The 17669-nt window shown below is 67.6% G+C and carries 13 protein-coding genes; 4 read left to right on the top strand and 9 right to left on the bottom strand.

Annotation, left to right across the window (positions count from 1 at the left end):
- Positions 1-8: 8 nt before the first annotated feature.
- From SMCB_RS01435 to xseB, 6 genes are all read right to left on the bottom strand, one after another.
- The gene (locus SMCB_RS01435; RefSeq protein WP_045534539.1) at positions 9-1856 is read right to left on the bottom strand and encodes a TRAP transporter large permease; all 1848 of its coding nucleotides are present in this window, start codon (positions 1854-1856) and stop codon (positions 9-11) included.
- Positions 1853-2488 carry a TRAP transporter small permease subunit gene (locus tag SMCB_RS01430; RefSeq protein WP_045534537.1) on the bottom strand — a complete coding sequence of 212 codons (636 nt, stop codon included), beginning with the start codon at positions 2486-2488 and terminating at the stop codon, positions 1853-1855. Before SMCB_RS01430 ends, SMCB_RS01435 begins: the two co-directional genes overlap by 4 nt.
- Positions 2489-2620: 132 nt before the next feature.
- Entirely contained in the window at positions 2621-3763 is a 1143-nt protein-coding gene (locus SMCB_RS01425; protein ID WP_045534535.1) for a TRAP transporter substrate-binding protein, read from the bottom strand.
- A 190-nt stretch (positions 3764-3953) separates the two neighbouring features.
- On the bottom strand, positions 3954-5813 hold the full coding sequence (gene dxs / locus SMCB_RS01420; protein WP_045534533.1) for a 1-deoxy-D-xylulose-5-phosphate synthase: 1860 nt from the start codon (positions 5811-5813) through the stop codon (positions 3954-3956).
- 15 nt (positions 5814-5828) lie between these two features.
- Positions 5829-6779 (bottom strand): polyprenyl synthetase family protein, encoded by a 951-nt coding sequence (locus tag SMCB_RS01415; RefSeq protein ID WP_045534531.1) that lies wholly within the window; start codon positions 6777-6779, stop codon positions 5829-5831.
- Positions 6780-6802: 23 nt separating this feature from the next.
- The gene (gene xseB, locus SMCB_RS01410; protein ID WP_045534529.1) at positions 6803-7048 is read right to left on the bottom strand and encodes an exodeoxyribonuclease VII small subunit; all 246 of its coding nucleotides are present in this window, start codon (positions 7046-7048) and stop codon (positions 6803-6805) included.
- Positions 7049-7303: 255 nt separating this feature from the next.
- On the opposite strand from xseB, the gene SMCB_RS01405 reads away from it, so the two are divergent.
- Positions 7304-8464, top strand: a complete 1161-nt coding sequence (locus SMCB_RS01405) for an aromatic ring-hydroxylating oxygenase subunit alpha (RefSeq protein WP_045534527.1) — start codon at positions 7304-7306, stop codon at positions 8462-8464.
- A gap of 8 nt (positions 8465-8472) precedes the next feature.
- Here SMCB_RS01405 and SMCB_RS01400 read toward each other — a convergent pair whose 3' ends face one another.
- Positions 8473-9564, bottom strand: coding sequence for a nucleotidyltransferase family protein (locus SMCB_RS01400; RefSeq protein WP_197539309.1), 1092 nt, complete (start codon positions 9562-9564; stop codon positions 8473-8475).
- Between the two features lie 156 nt (positions 9565-9720).
- On the opposite strand from SMCB_RS01400, the gene SMCB_RS01395 reads away from it, so the two are divergent.
- Entirely contained in the window at positions 9721-10449 is a 729-nt protein-coding gene (locus SMCB_RS01395; RefSeq protein WP_045534523.1) for a hypothetical protein, read from the top strand.
- A gap of 55 nt (positions 10450-10504) precedes the next feature.
- Here SMCB_RS01395 and polA read toward each other — a convergent pair whose 3' ends face one another.
- On the bottom strand, positions 10505-13402 hold the full coding sequence (polA, locus tag SMCB_RS01390; protein ID WP_045534521.1) for a DNA polymerase I: 2898 nt from the start codon (positions 13400-13402) through the stop codon (positions 10505-10507).
- Positions 13403-13483: 81 nt separating this feature from the next.
- On the opposite strand from polA, the gene SMCB_RS01385 reads away from it, so the two are divergent.
- Positions 13484-14440, top strand: coding sequence for a homoserine kinase (locus tag SMCB_RS01385; RefSeq protein ID WP_045534520.1), 957 nt, complete (start codon positions 13484-13486; stop codon positions 14438-14440).
- On the top strand, positions 14437-15249 hold the full coding sequence (locus SMCB_RS01380; protein ID WP_045534518.1) for a BPSS1780 family membrane protein: 813 nt from the start codon (positions 14437-14439) through the stop codon (positions 15247-15249). Before SMCB_RS01385 ends, SMCB_RS01380 begins: the two co-directional genes overlap by 4 nt.
- A 25-nt stretch (positions 15250-15274) precedes the next feature.
- Here SMCB_RS01380 and SMCB_RS01375 read toward each other — a convergent pair whose 3' ends face one another.
- On the bottom strand, positions 15275-17629 hold the full coding sequence (locus SMCB_RS01375; RefSeq protein ID WP_045534516.1) for a UvrD-helicase domain-containing protein: 2355 nt from the start codon (positions 17627-17629) through the stop codon (positions 15275-15277).
- Positions 17630-17669: the final 40 nt, after the last annotated feature.

Below are 17669 nucleotides of genomic sequence, written 5' to 3'. Positions count from 1 at the left end.
GTACCCCCTCAACGCGCCGGCAATGCGCCGGCCGGCCCATCCGGCGCGCCGCCTTGGGGGGGCGCTGCATCGGCGGGCGCCGCATCCGCAGGCGCATCGGCCGGCGCTGCACCTTCGGCCGGAGCGGGCTCATCCCACATGCCGGGCCCGCCCCACTGCCCCTGCTCCTGCCCGGGCTCTTGGTTGGCCCCTTCGCCGGCCCCCATGAAACCGGGGATCTGCTGCAAACGCCGCTGCACCTCGGCCTCATCGGCCAACTCCACCTGCTCCAACTGCCCCGTGACCAAGTTCGGGTAAGTGATCAGCACCGCCACCATCATCACTTGCATCAACACGAAAGCGATCGAGCCCTTGTAGATCTGCTCGGTGGTGACGCCGGCGATGCGTTTTTTGGTGATGGAGTCGAGGTAGTCGTTGCGCGGCGCCACGCTGCGCAAGTAAAACAGCGCAAAGCCAAAGGGCGGCGTCAGGAACGAGGTCTGCAGGTTCATGGCCAGGATGATGCCGAACCAGACCAGGTTGATGTCGAGCATCTTGGCCACCGGCAACAGCAAGGGCACGACGATGAAGGCGATCTCAAAGAAGTCGATGAAAAAGCCCAGCAGGAAGACCAGCGTGTTGACAAAGATCAAAAAGCCCAGCTGTCCGCCCGGCAGCCCGCTGAACAGTTCCTTGACCCAGATGTGGCCGTCGGCGGCGTTGAAGGTGAAGCCAAAGACGGTCGAGCCGATCAGGATGAACATCACGAAGATCGCCAGCCGGGCGCTGTTTTCCAGCGCCTGCTTCAACAGCGGCAGGCTCAGACGCCGGCGCGCCAGCGTCATGATCAGCGCTCCCACGGCCCCCATGGCGCCGCCCTCGGTGGGCGTGGCGATGCCCAGAAAGATCGTGCCCAGCACCAGAAAGATCAGCACCAGCGGCGGGATCAGCACAAAGGTGACGCGCTCGGCCAACTTGGACAGCAGGCCCAGACGCAAACCCTTGTTGGCCAGCGCCAGCACCAGCGCCAACAGGGCACCAGCGAGCATCGACATGATGAAGGTTTCGTCGCCCGGGGCATCGGCAATGCGATCGAACCAGCGGTGCATCATCTGGTTGTGCACCTGCGACCAGGCGTAGCCGGCGGCTACGGCCAGCACCATTACCCCGATCAGCGATTTGTGGCCGCTGGCGCCGTTGGCCTCGTTGTAGATGCGCGCCTCGGGCGGCAGCGGCGGCACCCACTGCGGCTTGACGATCGCCACCCCGATCACGAACAACAGGTAGATGCCGATCAGCATCAACGCCGGCAGCATGGCGCCGGCGTACATGTCACCCACCGACACGCCAAGCTGGTCGGCGAGCACGATCAGCACCAGCGACGGGGGCAAAATCTGCGCCAGCGTGGCCGAAGCGGTGATGGTGCCGGCGGCGATGGGGCGGTTGTAGCCGTAGCGCAGCATGATCGGCAGCGAGATCAGGCCCATCGAAATCACCGCCGCCGCCACCACGCCAGTGGTGGCTGCCATCAGCGCCCCGACCAGCACCACCGCCACCGCCAGGCCGCCGCGCAGCGGGCCAAAGACTTGACCCACGGTTTCGAGCAAGTCTTCGGCCATGCCGCTGCGCTCGAGAATGATGCCCATCAGCGTAAAGAAGGGGATGGCGAGCAGGATTTCATTCTGCATGATGCCAAAAACGCGCAGCGGCAGCGCCTGAAACAGGGTGGCCGGAAACAGCCCGAGCTCCATCCCGAGCAAGCCAAACAGCAAACCCACGGCCGAGAGCGCAAAGCCGACCGGAAAGCCGGTGAGCAAAAAGAAGATCAGCCCCAGAAACATCAGGGGCACGAAGATGCTGATAATGAATTCGATCATGTCTTGCTCGCGCCCTGGGCCTGCGCACGCGCAGCCAATTCGCCCTCGATCCGATCGTGTTCGGTCAGGGCCAGTTCGCGCGCCAGTTGCTGCACGTCGCTCGACACCCCTTGGGCCAGCGCATCGGGGCCACCAAAGTAGAGGAAATTGAAGCGCTTGATGAGCTCAGACAGGGCTTGCAGCGCCAGCAGCGCAAAGCCGAGCGGGATCATCAGGTAGGCCGGCCAGCGGATCAAACCGCCGGCGTTGGGCGACATTTCGCCGGTGTCCCAAGAGCGCTCGAACAGCGGCCAGCCCAGCGCGATCATCAGGTAGCACAGCGGCAGCAAGAAGACCAAGATGCCGACGATATCGATCCAGTTGCGCGCGCGCGCCGACAGGCGGCTCGAGACCACGTCGATGCGCACGTGGGCATTGCGCAAAAAAGCAAAACCGGCACCGAGCAAAAACACGGCCCCAAACAGGTACCACTGGATTTCGAGCCAAGCGTTGGAGCTGATGCTGAATGCGTAGCGGCTGATCGCGTTGGCGGCGCTGATGAGCACGGTGAGCAAAATGAGCCACATCAGCACCTTGCCCAAGCCCCCATTGAGGGCATCGATGGCGCGCGAAAACATCATCAAGTATTTCATAAGAGCAAACCTTCACAGCCGGTAGGCACTGTGATTTATTCTTGAACCCAACGTTCCTAGGATACAAAAACGCCCCGCTTCCCAGCAGCGGGGCGTCGTGGACTGCTTAGGCACTAGGCCCGAACACCCCGATCAGAGCCGGTTGTTGCGGCCCTGCAACTGCATGTAGCTGTCGAAGCTGGCTTCGGCCAGACCGTGCCACAAGACCTGGTCGCGGCGGAAGGCGATTTGGTCGTCGTAGATTTTCTTCCAGCGCGGGTTGGTGGCGTTGAGCTCGGCGTAGAGCTCGTGGGCGGCACGGAACGCGGTGTCCATGACCGAACGCGGGAACGGCATCAGGCGCGTGCCGCCCGCCACCAAGCGCTTGAGCGCCGCCGGGTTGAGCGCGTCGTAGCGCGCCAGCATGGTGGTGTGCGCAAAGGCGGCCGCGTTGTGGACGATGGCCTTGTACTCGGGCGACAGGGCGTTGAACGCGGTCTTGTTGATGAGCAAGTCGAGCTGCGTGCCGGCTTCCCAGAAGCCGGGGTAGTAGTAGAACGGGGCCACGCGGTGAAAGCCCAGCTTTTCGTCGTCGTAGGGGCCGACGAACTCGGCGCCATCGACGGTGCCGCGCTCCAACGCCTGATAGATTTCACCAGCCGGCATGGCCAACGGCACCACGCCCAGGCGCTCCAGCACCCGGCCAGCGAAACCACCGGCACGGAAACGCATACCCTGCAAATCGGCGGGGGAGCGGATTTCACGCCGGAACCAGCCGCCCATCTGCGCCCCGGTGTTGCCGCAAGCAAAGTTGACGAGGTTGAAGGTGTCGAGCAGCTCGCGGCTCAGGGCCAGCCCGTTGCCCTCGTAGAACCAAGAGGTCATCTGGCGCCCGTTGAGGCCAAAGGAGATGCCGCCGTTGGCCAGTGCCAGCGCGTCTTCTTTGCCGAAGAAGAAGTAGTTGGCAGTGTGGGCGCACTCGATGGTGCCGGCCTGCGCCGCATCGAACACCCCCATGGCGGGCACCAGTTCGCCAGCCGGGTGGGTGCTGACCTGAAACCTGCCGCCGGTGGCGTCGGAGACGGCCTTGGCGAACACCTCGGCCGCACCCCAGATGGTGTCGAGCGCACGCGGGAAGGTCGAAGCCAAGCGCCAGCGCACGGTCTCACCCGTGATGACCGCGGGGGCTGCGGGGGCGGCCGCCGGAGCAGCGGCTTGTTCGCGTGGGCCGCAAGCGGCCAACAAGCCGGCTACACCAACTGCGCCGGTGCCGGCGATGATTGAGCGACGATCCATTAATTGACTCCGATAGACTGGTTTTGGGTTAGCTACCACCGACCACCCCATGTGCTGGGCTGATGGATGGCTGCTGGGCATTGTAGGACCCGCACAGAGCCGGTTTTGGCCGTGTAAACCCTAGGGAAAGGCGTTGCGGGTTGAAAAAATATCAATTCAACAGAACCGGCTTTCAAGCATCCGCTGTGCCCTACAAGCCTGAGCAGGCCGGCCAAGCGCGCACGCTGGCCTCGATGCCCGCCGCATCCAGCCCCAGCAGCGCCATCAGTTTGGCCGCATCGCCGTGCTCAATGAAGCGGTCGGGCAGGCCCAGCCGCAGCACCGGGCGCAGCAGGCCGGCCTCGTGCAGCGCCTCCAGCACCGCCGAACCTGCGCCGCCATTGAGCGCTCCGTCTTCGACTGTGACCAGGCAGTCGTGTTGCTGCGCCAGCTCGAGCAGCAGCTCACGGTCCAGCGGCTTGGCCCAGCGCATATTGGCCACCGTGGCGTCGAGCCGCTCGGCCGCTTGCAAGGCCGGGTAGAGCAAGGTGCCAAACGCCAGCAGCGCCACGCGCTTGCCTTGGCGGCGCCGTTCGCCGCGGCCAAAGGGCAGGCCCTGCAAGTCGCTCGGCAAGGCGGTGCCGGCGCCGCTGCCGCGTGGGTAGCGCACCGCCACCGGGTGCGCTTGCTGATAGGCGGTGCACAGCAGTTGGTAGCACTCGGCCTCGTCGGCCGGGCAGGCGATCGACACGTTGGGGATGCAGCGCAGAAAAGCGATGTCGTAGGCGCCGGCGTGGGTGGGGCCGTCGGCACCGACGATGCCGGCGCGGTCGAGCGCGAACACCACCGGCAGGTTTTGCAGGGCCACGTCGTGGATCAGCTGGTCGTAGGCGCGCTGCAAAAAGGTGGAGTAGATCGCCAGCACCGGCTTGAGGCCCTCGCAAGCCAGCCCAGCCGCAAAGGTGGCGGCGTGCTGCTCGGCGATGCCGACATCGTGGTAGCGCTCGGGGAAGCGCTGGTGAAACTCGACCATGCCTGAGCCTTCGCGCATGGCCGGGGTGATGCCGACCAAGCGCTCGTCGTGCGCCGCCATGTCGCACAGCCAGCGCCCGAATACTTGGCTAAACGTGAGCTTGCTGCTGGATGGCGGGGTGGGCAGGCCAACCGCCGGGTCAAACTTGCCCGGGCCGTGGTAGGCGATGGGGTCGGCTTCGGCCAGCTTGTAGCCTTGGCCTTTGCGCGTCACCACGTGCAGGAACTGCGGCCCCTTGAGGCGGCGCAGGTTCTCCAGCATCGGGATCAGGACGTCGAGGTCGTGGCCGTCGATCGGGCCGATGTAGTTGAAGCCGAATTTTTCGAACAGGGTGATCGGCACCACCATGCCCTTGGCGCCCTCCTCGAGCCGGCGGGCGAGCTCGAGCAGCGGCGGCGCCACCCCCAGCACCTGTTTGCCCACCTGCTTGGCGGCCGAGTAAAAACGCCCGCTCATCAGCTGCGCGAGGTAGCGGTTGAGCGCCCCCACCGGCGGGCTGATCGACATGTCGTTGTCGTTGAGCACCACCAGCAGCCGCGTCTGCTCGAGCACGCCGGCGTTGTTGAGGGCTTCGAAGGCCATTCCGGCCGTCATGGCGCCGTCGCCGATCACGGCCACGGCGTGCCGGTCGGCGCCCTGCTGCTGCGCCGCCACCGCCATGCCCAGCGCGGCCGAGATGCTGGTGGACGAGTGCGCGGTGCCAAAGGTGTCGTACTCGCTCTCGGTGCGCACCGGAAAGCCGCTCACCCCCCCCAATTGACGCAGCGTGTGCATGCGCTCGCGCCGGCCGGTGAGGATTTTGTGCGGGTAGGTCTGGTGCCCGACGTCCCACACCAGCCGGTCTTGCGGCGTGTTGAAGACGTAGTGCAAGGCCACCGTGAGCTCGACCGTGCCGAGGTTGGAGCTCAGGTGGCCGCCGGTCTGGGCCACGCTGTGCAGCAAAAATTGGCGCAGTTCGTCGGCCAGCGGGCGCAACTGGGCGCGCGTGAGGCGGCGCAAGTCGGCCGGGGATTGGATGGTGTCGAGCAAGCCAGTCATGGGGTGTGAGGGGTTTTAGTGAGAGCGGTGCAGCACCCAGTCGGCCAGATCGTGCAGGGTTTGCGCCGCCGCCACGGGGCGCTCGTGCAAGGCGGCGTGGGCCTGTGCCAGCAGGTCGTGGGCGTACTGGCGCGCCCCGTTCAGCCCCATGAGGGAGACGAAGGTGGGTTTGTCGGCGGCGGCGTCTTTGCCGGCGGTTTTGCCCAGGGTGCCGGAGTCGGCCACCACGTCGAGCACGTCGTCGATGACTTGAAACGCCAGCCCGAGCGCCTGGCCATAGCGCGTGAGGGCGGCGAGCGCAGCGGCATCGGCCCCACCGGCCAGCGCCCCCATCTGCACGCTGGCCAGCAGCAGGGCGCCGGTTTTGCGGCGGTGCATGTCTTCGAGCTCGGCCAGGCTCAGGCGGCGGCCGACGCTGGCCAGATCGATCGCCTGCCCGCCGGCCATGCCTAGGTGCCCGGCAGCCCGGGCCAACTGCAGCGCCAGCGCGGCCCCCAGGGCGGCATCGGGCTGCTCCAGCAACAATTCAAACGCCAGCACCTGCAACGCATCGCCAGCCAGCAGCGCCGTGGCCTCGCCATATTGCACGTGCACGGTCGGCTTGCCGCGGCGCAGCACGTCGTTGTCCATGCAGGGCAGGTCGTCGTGCACCAGCGAGTAGGCGTGGATCAGCTCGACGGCGCACGCCGCGCGCAGCACGGCAGTGTGCGTGGCTGATGCCAAGGCGGCTGCGGGCGCACCGGCTGCGGCCTCGGCCGCCGCCCACACCAGCAACGGCCGCAGGCGCTTGCCGCCGTCGAGCACCGCGTAGCGCATCGCCAAACCCAGCGCGGCCGGCGCCTGCGGCGCCAAGGCAGCGTCCAGCGCGCGCTCCACTTCGGCCAAGCGGGCCGCACTCCAGGCGCTGAAATCAGGGGCTGGGGCCGTGGTAGGTGCTGGGTTGGGTGTTTGCAATGCGGATTGCATGGGGGTCTGCATAGACGCGGCGTTCACGGCTGGGGCGTCCAGGGGCGCTCGGCGCCGTTTTCGAGCACCGTGAGCTGCTGCTCCAGCGCCTCGAGCCGGGCGCGGCAGTAGGCCAGCAGCTCGTTGCCGCGCTGGTGCTGCGTGAGCAACTCGTCGAGCGGCAACTGGCCGCCATCGAGCCGGGCCAGCAGGGCGTCGAGCTCTTGCGCCGCGGCTTCGTACGATGGGGGGACATCGGCAGCGGCTTGGCCAGCTTTGGGTTTGGGCATGGGAATGGCAAGTAAACCGGGGTTGCGCCAAGGCGGCGACAATGAACTGCGGATTTTAGGCGCTCGCGCCCGCTTGGGTGCGGATTTGCCTAAAAAGCACCCAGCCACGGGAACCCCAGGGGTACAATCGCGCTCCCTTGTTTTCAACTCGATGGGAGTTGTACACACCCTTAGTTCGCGCCGAACCGCTGCCCCGCACCGACACGCGCTTTCCCTGCCCCTTCATAGGGGGAGTCTCTTGAGGTCAGGACCATCATGTCTGATTTGAGTCTTCCATTGCAGCAGGCCACAAGCCAATTGCCCGTTTCCAGCTACTTTGACGAGGCGCTGTTGCAGCGCGAGCTGGAGCATATCTTTCAGCGCGGGCCCCGCTACGTGGGGCATGTGAACTCGGTGCCCAACGTGGGCGACTACTACGCCCTACCGCACGAAGGCGAGGGCCGGGCTCTGGTGCGCACCGCGCAGGGCGTGGAACTGGTGAGCAACGTCTGCCGCCACCGGCAAGCCGTGATGCTCAAAGGCCGCGGCAACCTGCAGCAAAGTGGCAGTGGCCACGCCAGCGGCCACATCGTCTGCCCGCTGCACCGCTGGACCTACGACGGCGGCGGCGCGGCCCAGCCGGGGCAGCGCCTTGGCCAACTGCTGGGCGCACCGCACTTTGCGCACGACCCCTGCCTGAACCTGCAGCGCTACCCGCTGCGCGAGTGGAACGGCTTGTTGTTCGAGGACAACGGGCGCGACATCGGCGCCGACCTGGCTGGCCTCGAGCAGATCAGCGAGCTCAACTTCGAGGGCATGGTGCTTGGGCATGTGGAGCTGCACCAGTGCAACTACAACTGGAAAACCTTCATCGAGGTGTACCTCGAGGACTACCACGTGGTGCCGTTCCACCCCGGGCTGGGTCATTTCGTGACCTGCGACGACCTGCGCTGGACCTTCAAGCCCGAGTATTCGGTGCAAACCGTGGGCGTGCAAAACCTGCAACAAGGCGGCGGCAGCCCGGTTTACAAACATTGGCACGAGGTGCTGCTGCGCTACCGCAACGGCCAGTTGCCCGAGCGCGGCGCGGTCTGGCTCACCTACTACCCGCACCTGATGATCGAGTGGTACCCGCACGTGCTCACGGTCTCGACCGTGCACCCGCTGGGCGTGAACCAAACCCTGAACCGGGTCGAGTTCTACTACCCCGAAGACATCGCCGCCTTCGAGCCCGAGTTCATGGCCGCGCAGCGCGCCGCCTACATGGAGACCTGCATCGAAGACGACGAGATCGGCGAGCGCATGGACGCCGGACGCAAGGCGTTGCTGGCGCGCGGCGAGAACGAAGTCGGCCCCTACCAAAGCCCGATGGAAGACGGCATGCAGCACTTCCACGAGTGGTACCGCGCGCGCATGGGGGCGCGCTTGCTGGGCTGAGCGGCGTTTTAAGCGCGCGCGTCGCCCCAGCGCAGCGGAAAGCGGTCGTCGCCGACGTAGGTGGCGTTGCCCAGCCGATCGACGCAGTAGCTGGGCGAGACGATCATGTCTTGGAACAACATGCCGGCGCCGATGCGCGTGTACTCGAACAAGATGCTGCGCTCGACGCGCGAGCTGGCGCGCAAGTGGCTGCCGTGGCCGATCCAGCACGGCCCGATCACGCTGCAGCCGGGCTCGAGGCGCACGCTGGAGCCAAAATACACCGGCCCTTGCACCTGCACCGTGGCCCAGTCGATGCGGGTGTTGAGCCCCACCCAGACCCCCGGGCGCACCTCGGTGCCGGGCATGTGCATCTGCTCCACTTCGCCGCGCAGCACGCGCTGCAGCACCGACCAATAATCGCTCACGCGCCCGATATCGATCCAGTTGAACGGTCGGCTCTGGGCGTAAAAGGGTAGGCCGCGCTGCACCAGCAGCGGGAACAGCTGGCTGCCGATGTCAAACACCTGCCGGGGCGGAATCAGCTCGAGTGCCGCCGGCTCGAAGATGTAAATGCCGGTGCTGGCCAAGGTCGATTTGGCCTCGTGCGGCTGCGGCTTTTCTTGGAACGACTGCACGCGGCCGCTGGCGTCTGCAACCACGACGCCGTAGTTGCTCACCTGATCGCGCGGCACCTCGAGCGTGACCACGCTGGCCAGCGCGCCTTGGGCACGGTGCTGGGCCAGCGCGGCCCCGAGGTCGAGGTCGATCAGCGCGTCGCCGCACAGCACCAGCGTGGTGTCGTCAAAAAAACCGCTCTGGTCTTGGATGTGGCGCATGCCGCCGGCCGAACCCAGCGGGCGCGGCAAGATGTCGCCGTGGTCATAAACGCCCTCGTAGGAGTAGCCGATCTCGACGCCCCAGCGGTGCCCGTCGCGAAAATACTCCTCGATTTTGCGGTGGTTGTAGGCCACGTTGACCATGATCTGCGTCACGCCGTGGCGCGCCAGATGCTCGATCAGGTATTCCATCACCGGCTTGCCCAAAATTGGCACCATCGGTTTGGGCAGGTCTTTGGTCAGGGGCCGAACCCGGGTGCCTTGGCCAGCGGCCAGGATCATTGCTTTTGCCATGTGCGCGCTCGCGAGCCGGCGTGGGAGCCGGAAACCGTTTAAACCCGGCGATCATACGGCAGCGCCCGATCGGCGAGAATGCAGCACATTGGGGCAGCGATCCCGCTGCCTGCACGCCTCTGGCGCCCTTATATCCCACCCCCGATGTCGATCAGACCCCGTTTTCTGGCTCGCTGGCCCGCCCTGCTCGGGGCTGCGCTCCTGTTGCTGACTGCGCTGCTGGCCGGCTGTGCGGCGCCCGTCACCCAGCCCCCGCGCGCGGCACCCGAAGCGGCGGCGCCCCCCGTGCCCGCGCCCGGCAGCTTGCACACCATCGGCTTCGACGGCGGCAGCCTGCTGGTCGATACCCGCACCACGGCCTGCCGCATCACGCTCAGCGGCGCCATCCACGAAGACACCGTGCGGCGCATGCACAGCGCCATGCAGCGGATCGAGGCTGCACGCTGCGCGCAGCGCTTGCTGCAACTGGAAACCGGCGCGGCTCAGGTGGGCAGCGCCATCACCTTGGGGGCGATGCTGCGCAACCGCCGGTTCGACACCCTGGTGCCGGCGGGCCGGGTCTGCGACACGCCGTGCCTGCTGGTGTTTGCGGCCGGCATCCAGCGCACGCTGGCGCACGGCGCCCAACCGGCGCAACTGGCCATCACCCAGTTGCCGCCCGACGCCGATTTTGGCCAGCGCGGCTGCCGCAGCGAACCCAACGCGGCGCAGCAGCTCACGCTGGCGCGCTACCTCAACGCCATGCTGCCCGAACCCACCTCCAGCACCGTGCTGCGCCAGGTGCTGGCCGCCGACTGCAACGGCTCGGCCCGCCTCGGCCCGGAGCAAGCGCTGGCCCTAGGGCTGGCCACCTCGACCGCGGCGCGGCGCTAGGGCGCGTGCCGGCCCCAGCCTTCGGACCGCTCAGCCTCCCAGCCCCACCAGCTTCTCAATGCGCCTGCTCCCAGTTGGCGCCAAAACCCACTTCGGCCAGCAGCGGCACCTTGAGCGCGGCCACGCCGGCCATCAGGCGCGGCACCTCGGTGCGCAGCCAATCTTGCTCGGCTGCGGGCAGCTCGAACACCAGCTCGTCGTGCACCTGCATGATCATGCGGCTGGCGCGGCCTTGGGCGTCGAGCGCCTGCTGCACCGCCACCATGCTGAGCTTGATCAGGTCGGCGGCCGTGCCCTGCATCGGGGCGTTGATGGCGGCGCGCTCGGCGGCGGCGCGGCGCGCGGCGTTGGGCGAGTTGATCTCGGGCAGGTGCAGGCGCCGGCCCAGCACCGTGTGCACGCAGCAGCGCGCTTTGGCTTCGGCGCGGGTGGCGTCCATGTAGCGGCGCACGCCGGCAAAGCGCTCAAAATAGCGCTCGATGTAGTTGCGCGCCGCCCCGGTGTCGATGCCCAGCGCCTTGGCCAGCCCAAAGCTGCTCATGCCGTAGATCAGGCCAAAATTGATCGTCTTGGCGTAGCGGCGCTGCTCGGCGCTCACCTGCTCGGGCGCCAGGCCAAAGACTTCGGCGGCGGTGGCGCGGTGCACGTCCAGCCCGTCGTGGAAGGCGCGCAGCAGGGCCGGGTCGTCGCTCAGGTGCGCCATGATGCGCAGCTCGATCTGCGAGTAGTCGGCGCTGGCGATCAGATGCCCGGGCGCGGCCACGAACGCCTCGCGCACGCGCCGGCCCTCGGGCGTGCGGATGGGGATGTTTTGCAGATTGGGCTCGTTGCTCGACAAGCGCCCGGTCACGGCCACGGCCTGCGCGTAGTGGGTGTGCACGCGCCCGGTGCGCGGGTGCGCCAGCGCCGCCAGCTTGTCGGTGTAGGTGCCCTTGAGTTTGGCCAGCGAGCGGTGCTGCAAAATCTGCGCCGGCAGCGGGTAGTCTTCGGCCAGTTTTTCGAGCACTTCTTCGTCGGTGCTGCGCGCGCCGGTGGCGGTTTTTTTGAGCACCGGCAGGCCCAGCCGGTCGTACAAAATCTCGCCCAGCTGCTTGGGGCTGGCCAAGTTGAACGGCTGGCCGGCCAAGGCGTGGGCGCGCGCCTCGAGCTCGACCAGGCGCAGGCCCAATTCGTGGCTCTGACGCGCCAAGGTGGCGGCATCGATCAACACGCCGTGGCGCTCGATGCGGTAGAGCACCTCGGAGCACGCGATTTCGAGCCCATAGACGGCGCGCAGCGGCGCCTCGGCCTGCAGCCGCGGCCACAGGCGCTGGTGCACCTGAAGCGTGAAATCGCTGTCTTCGCAGGCGTAGGTGCTGGCGCGCTCGATATCGACTTGCGCAAACGGTATCTGCTGCGCGCCCTTGCCGCACAGCTCGGCGTAGCTCAAACCGCGCTGGCCCAAGTGGCGCTCGGCCAGGCTCTCGAGGCTGTGCGGCAGGTGTGCTTCGAGCACATAGCTTTGCAGCAGCGTGTCGTGCTCGAGGCCGCGCAGCTCGATGCCGTGGTTGGCGAACACGTGGCGCTCGTACTTGAGGTGCTGGCCGAGTTTGGCCGCGGCCGGGTTTTCCAGCCAAGGGCGCAGGCACTCCAGCGCCGCCGCGCGCGGCAGCTGCTCGGGCGCGCCGGGGTAGTCGTGCGCCAACGGCAGATAAGCGGCCGCGCCGGCTTCGAGGCTCCACGACAGGCCGACGATTTCGGCGCGCATGGGGTCGAGGCCCGTGGTCTCGGTGTCGAGCGCCACCAGCGGCGCCGCCTGCAGCCGCGGCAACCAGGCGTGCAGCGCCTCCCAGGTGAGCACGGTCTGGTAGTGGCGCGGTGGGGGGGTGGGGGCGTGTGCTGATTCCGCCTCGGCGGCCTGAGCTGAAGCTGATGCGGCATCTGGCCCGGCGATGTCAAACATAGAGGCTTGGTCGGCGGGCGCGGCGCTGGCCGCTTCGACGCCAGCCAGTTTGGCGCCTTCTCCACGCCTAGCCCAGCCCCCCGGCTTGGCCCCTGCCTCCCGCTGCGCCCCATCAGCCGCCCCGCCCTCCTCCAGCGCCCGCACCAGCGTCTTAAAGCCGTAGCGTTGGTAAAAATCGCGCAGCGCCGCCCGATCGGGGGCTTGCAAGCGCAACGCTTGCTGCACGTCCGGCGCGCTCAGGTGCGCGCTCAGGTCGCAGTCGGTTTTGATGCGCAGCAGCTGGCGCGCCGTGGGCAACCAGTCCAGCGCCGCGCGCAGCTTGGCGCCCACGGCGCCGGGCATCTGCTCGGCGTGGGCCACGATGGCCTCGAGCGAGCCGTATTCGAGCAGCCATTTGACGGCGGTTTTCGGGCCCACCTTCTCGACGCCGGGCACGTTATCGACCGTGTCGCCCACCAGGCACTGGTAGTCCACCATTTGCTGCGGCAGCACGCCAAACTCGGCCTGCACCCCGGCCACGTCGCGCCGCTTGCCGCTCATGGTGTCGATCACCATCACCCGCGGCCCCACGAGCTGGCTCATGTCTTTGTCGCCGCTCGAAATCACCACCTGCACCCCGGCCGCGGCGGCGCGCTGCGCCAGCGTGCCCAGCACATCGTCGGCCTCGACCCCGGGCACGCACAGCACCGGCCAGCCGAGCAGGCGCAGCACCGTGTGGATGGGCTCGATCTGGGCGCGCAAATCGTCGGGCATGGGGCTGCGCTGCGCTTTGTAGGCCGGGTAGAGCGCATCGCGAAAGGTGGGGCCGGGCGCGTCGAACACAAAGGCGGCGCTCTGCGCCGGGTGCTCGCGCAACAGCGCCTGCGCCATGTTGATGAGGCCGCGCAGGGCGCCGGTGGCCGGGCTGCTGGGGTCGCCGGGCACGGCGCGCAAATCGGGCATGGCGTGAAAGGCGCGGTAGAGGTAGCTCGAGCCATCGACCAGCAGCAGGGTGGGGGGAGATTCAGTCATGCCCGCATTGTGCCGCCTACAATCGCAGCCTATGCAAGCCCCCCTGTCTGGCGCCCTGCGCGCGCCCTGCTCCCCCTAGCCATGGCGGTCTATACCGAAGTCACACCGGCCCAAGCCGCGGCGCTGCTGCAGCAGTTGGGCCTAGGCGAACTGCTCGAGCTGCGCGGCTGCCCCGGCGGCATTGAGAACACCAACTACTTTGCCTCGGTGCAGGCACCCGATGGCGCACGGCACGAATACGTGCTGACGCTGTTTGAGCGCCTGGGCTTTGAGCAACTGCCCTTTTACCTCTGCCTGATGCAGCATCTGGCCGCCAAGGGCATCCCGGTGCCCAACCCGGCCCCAGACGCCAGCGGCCAGATCCTGCACCGGCTGCTCGGCAAACCGGCGGCGCTGGTCAACAAGCTGCCCGGCCAGAGCGTGCTGGCGCCGCACCCCGCGCACTGCGCGCAACTGGGCACCCTGCTGGCGCGCATGCACTTGGCGGCACTCGACTACCCGCGCCAGCAGCCCAACCTGCGCGGCTTGGCGTGGTGGAACCAGACCGCCCCCGAGGTGCTGCCGCATTTAAGCCCGGCGCAAGCCGCTTTGCTGCGCAGCGAACTGGCGCTGCAAAACGAGCTGGCGCAGCAGCCGCGCTACCACAGCCTGCCGCGCGGCCCGGTGCACGCCGATCTGTTCCGTGACAACGCCCTGTTCGAGGGCGACCGGCTCACCGGTGTGTTCGATTTTTACTTCGCCGGCTGCGACACTTGGTTGTTCGACCTGAGCGTGGCCCTGAACGACTGGTGCATCGACCTGGCCAGCGGCCAGCCCGACGCGTCGCGCAGTCACGCCCTGCTGACTGCCTACCAAAACCTGCGCCCCTTGAGCGCCGCCGAGCACGAGCTGCTGCCGCTGCTGCTGCGCGCTGCGGCGCTGCGCTTTTGGCTCTCGCGCCTGTGGGACTGGTATCTGCCACGCGATGCCGCCATGCTGGTGCCGCACGACCCCACCCACTTTGAGCGCGTGCTGTGCGCGCGGGTGGCGCACGCATGAGGCTGCACCGCGTACCGGCGCGCACCGGATTGATGTGGGTGCGCTTGGGCCTGAGCACGTTTTTCAAGCAACCGCTGGCGCTGGCCGGGTTGTTTTTTCTGTTCATGCTGGTGGTTTCGGTGCTGTCGCTGGTGCCGCTGCTCGGGCAGGCGCTGGCGCTGGCGCTGCTGCCCGCCGCCACGCTGGGCCTGATGGCAGCCACGCGCATCGCAAACTCGGGCCAGTTCCCCATGCCCGCGGTGCTGGCCAGCGCCTTTGCCGCCGGGCGCGAGCGCGCGCGCGCCATGCTGGTGCTGGGCCTGATCTACGCCGCCGGATCGCTGCTGATTTTGGGCCTGACGCTGCTGATCACCGGCGGCGCGGCCGCGCCCGCGGTGCTGCCAGACCCAGCGGCCGTGCCGGTGGAGCCCGGTGCCAGCCCCACGCCCCAAGACCTGATGCTCGCACCCGAGGCCATCAACCGCATGCTCGTCAGCGCGCTGCTGCACGTGCCGCTCGGGCTGCTGTTTTGGCACGCCCCGGCGCTGGTGCACTGGCACGGGGTGTCGCCGCTCAAGAGCCTGTTTTTCAGCGCGCTGGCCTGCTGGACCAACAAGGCGGCGCTGCTGTATTACTTTTTGGGCTGGGCCGCGGTGTTCTTCGGTGTGGCCTTGGTGCTGGTGCTGCTGGGCAGCTTGGTGGGTGGGCCACGCTTCATCAGCATGCTGCTGTTTCCGGTGGCCATGCTCATGAGCGCGATCTTTTTCACCTCGCTCTACTTCACCTTCCGCGACAGCTTCGAGACCGACGAGGGGCAACCCCCGGCCTGAGCGGCCCAAGCTCAGCCACTGAGCGTCACAGCGGCGTGAGCTTGGCCACCGCCAGCGCCAGCCACTTGCTGCCGTGGCGCGTGAAGCTCACCTGCGCCCGTGCGTCGTCGCCGCGCCCCTCGACCGCCAGCACCTGGCCTTGGCCAAATTTTGGGTGAAACACCTGCATGCCGGCGCGGAGGCCGTGCGTTGCGTCTGCCGCCGCGCGGCTGGGCGCCTCGGACACCAAGGCGCTGCGCCCCCAAGCCGGCTGCAGCCCGACTGCCGCTTTGCCCAAGCCCGCTGCGCCCAAGCCGCTGCCCGGCTTGGGGCTGAGCCATTGCAGACACTGCGCGGGCAGTTCGTCCACAAAGCGGCTGCGCGGGTGGTAGCGCGTTTGGCCGTGCAACATGCGCGTCTGGGCGTGGCTCAGGTAGAGCCGCTGGCGCGCGCGCGTGATCGCCACGTACATCAGCCGCCGCTCCTCTTCCAGCGCCTGCGGGCTGGCGCTGGAGTTGTCGTGCGGGAACAGCCCCTCTTCGAGCCCGGTGATGAACACGGCGTCGAACTCCAGCCCCTTGGCGGCGTGCACCGTCATCAGCTGCACCGCGTCTTGCCCGCTCTGTGCCTGGTTGTCGCCAGCCTCGAGCGCGGCGTGGCTCAGGAAGGCCTGCAAGGGGCTGAGGGTTTCGCCGCTGGGCTCCTCAAAGCCCGAATCGGAGGCGGCAGCGCGGGCTTCGGCGGCGGCGGTCTCGTCCAGCGGCAGCGCCACCGCATCGCGGCCAAAGCCTTGTTGCAGCACAAAGCTCTCGGCGGCGTTGAGCAGCTCCTCGAGGTTTTCCACCCGCTCGCTGCCGTCGCGCTCGGCGCGGTAGTGCGCCAGCAAGCCGCTGTGCTGCAACACCAGCGCCACGATCTGGCGCAGCGGCTGGCCCTGGCTGCCCTCGCGCAGCACGTCGAGCAAGGCCACGAAGGCCGCCAAGTGGGAGCCGGCCTTGCCCGGCACGGCGCTGACCGCATCGTGCAGCGAACAACCGGCGGAAGCCGCAGCGGCCTGCAAGGCCTCGATGCTGCGCGCGCCGATGCCGCGCGGCGGAAAATTGACCACCCGCAGCAGGCTGGTGTCGTCGTGCGGGTTGTCGATCAGGCGCAGATAAGCCAGCGCGTGCTTGATCTCGGCGCGCTCGAAAAAACGCAGCCCGCCGTACACCCGGTACGGCAGCCCGGCGTTGAACAGCGCCGTCTCGAGCACCCGGCTCTGCGCGTTGCTGCGGTAGAGCAGCGCCACCTCGTGCGCGGGCAAGCCGTCGCGGCCGATGAGCTGGCGCACCTCATCGACCACCCAGTTGGCCTCGGCGTAGTCGCTCGGCGCCTCATAGACGCGCAGCGGCTCGCCGCAGCCTTGGTCGGTGCGCAGGTTTTTGCCCAGCCGGCCTTGGTTGTGCTCGATCAGGCGGTTGGCGGCTTCCAGGATGTGCGCCTGGCTGCGGTAGTTTTGCTCGAGCTTGATTTGCTGGCGCACGCCGAATTCGCGCACAAAGTCGGCCATATTGCCCACGCGCGCGCCCCTGAAGGCGTAAATGCTCTGGTCGTCGTCGCCCACCGCCAGCACGGCGTTGCCGGCGGGCACGAAGCGGCCGCCCTCCATGCGCCCGGCCAGCAGCTTGAGCCAAGCGTACTGGAGCTTGTTGGTGTCTTGGAATTCATCGACCAAGATGTGCCTGAAACGGCGCTGGTAGTGCTCGCGCACCGGGTCGTGGTCGCGCAGCAGTTCGTAGCTGCGCAGCAGCAGCTCGCCAAAGTCGAGCACGCCTTCGCGCTGGCACTGCTCCTCGTAGAGGCGGTAAAACTCGACCTTGTGGCGCTGATCGGCGTCGCGCACCGGCACCTGGTGCGCGCGCTGGCCTTCCTCTTTGCAGGCGTTGATGAACCACTGCAGCTCCTTGGGCTTGAAACGCTCCTCATCGAGCGCGAGCTGTTTGTGCAGCCGCTTGATGGCGCTGAGCTGGTCCTGCATGTCCAGAATCTGGAACGTGGCCGGCAGGTTGAGCAGCTTGCAGTGGGCGCGCAGCATGCGGTGGCACAGGCCGTGAAAGGTGCCGATCCACATGCCGCGCACGTTCAGCGGCAGCAGCGCCCCCAGGCGCGTGAGCATCTCTTTGGCGGCCTTGTTGGTGAAGGTCACGGCCAGCACCCCGGCCGGGCTGAGCTGGCCGGTGCTCAGCAACCACGCGATGCGGGTGGTGAGCACCTTGGTTTTGCCCGAACCGGCCCCGGCCAGAATCAGCGCCGGCTCCGGCCCCAGCGTGACGGCGGCGAGTTGTTCGGGGTTGAGCGCTTGCAGCAGCGGCGGCAGGGTGGCTGGGGTGGCAGCGGTTTCGGGCGCAAATTGAAGGGTCATGCGCCGATTATCGGCTGCTGGCCCGCACCCTTGGGCTGTT

The organism is Serpentinimonas maccroryi (assembly GCF_000828915.1).
GTDB classification, from domain to species: Bacteria; Pseudomonadota; Gammaproteobacteria; order Burkholderiales; family Burkholderiaceae_C; genus Serpentinimonas; species Serpentinimonas maccroryi.
Note: the sequence above shows the minus strand (reverse complement) of the source record. Positions and strands in the feature narration are given on the sequence as shown.

Excerpts from the sequence above, each read along its gene's own strand:
- SMCB_RS01380 (WP_045534518.1), top strand. The coding sequence starts at position 14,437 with ATGAGGCTGCACCGCGTACCGGCGCGCACCGGATTGATGTGGGTGCGC.
- SMCB_RS01425 (WP_045534535.1), bottom strand. The coding sequence starts at position 3,763 with ATGGATCGTCGCTCAATCATCGCCGGCACCGGCGCAGTTGGTGTAGCC.
- SMCB_RS01395 (WP_045534523.1), top strand. The coding sequence starts at position 9,721 with ATGTCGATCAGACCCCGTTTTCTGGCTCGCTGGCCCGCCCTGCTCGGG.
- SMCB_RS01385 (WP_045534520.1), top strand. The coding sequence starts at position 13,484 with ATGGCGGTCTATACCGAAGTCACACCGGCCCAAGCCGCGGCGCTGCTG.
- xseB (WP_045534529.1), bottom strand. The coding sequence starts at position 7,048 with ATGCCCAAACCCAAAGCTGGCCAAGCCGCTGCCGATGTCCCCCCATCG.
- SMCB_RS01415 (WP_045534531.1), bottom strand. The coding sequence starts at position 6,779 with ATGCAATCCGCATTGCAAACACCCAACCCAGCACCTACCACGGCCCCA.
- SMCB_RS01400 (WP_197539309.1), bottom strand. The coding sequence starts at position 9,564 with ATGATCCTGGCCGCTGGCCAAGGCACCCGGGTTCGGCCCCTGACCAAA.
- SMCB_RS01435 (WP_045534539.1), bottom strand. The coding sequence starts at position 1,856 with ATGATCGAATTCATTATCAGCATCTTCGTGCCCCTGATGTTTCTGGGG.
- SMCB_RS01430 (WP_045534537.1), bottom strand. The coding sequence starts at position 2,488 with ATGAAATACTTGATGATGTTTTCGCGCGCCATCGATGCCCTCAATGGG.
- SMCB_RS01405 (WP_045534527.1), top strand. The coding sequence starts at position 7,304 with ATGTCTGATTTGAGTCTTCCATTGCAGCAGGCCACAAGCCAATTGCCC.
- polA (WP_045534521.1), bottom strand. The coding sequence starts at position 13,402 with ATGACTGAATCTCCCCCCACCCTGCTGCTGGTCGATGGCTCGAGCTAC.
- SMCB_RS01375 (WP_045534516.1), bottom strand. The coding sequence starts at position 17,629 with ATGACCCTTCAATTTGCGCCCGAAACCGCTGCCACCCCAGCCACCCTG.
- dxs (WP_045534533.1), bottom strand. The coding sequence starts at position 5,813 with ATGACTGGCTTGCTCGACACCATCCAATCCCCGGCCGACTTGCGCCGC.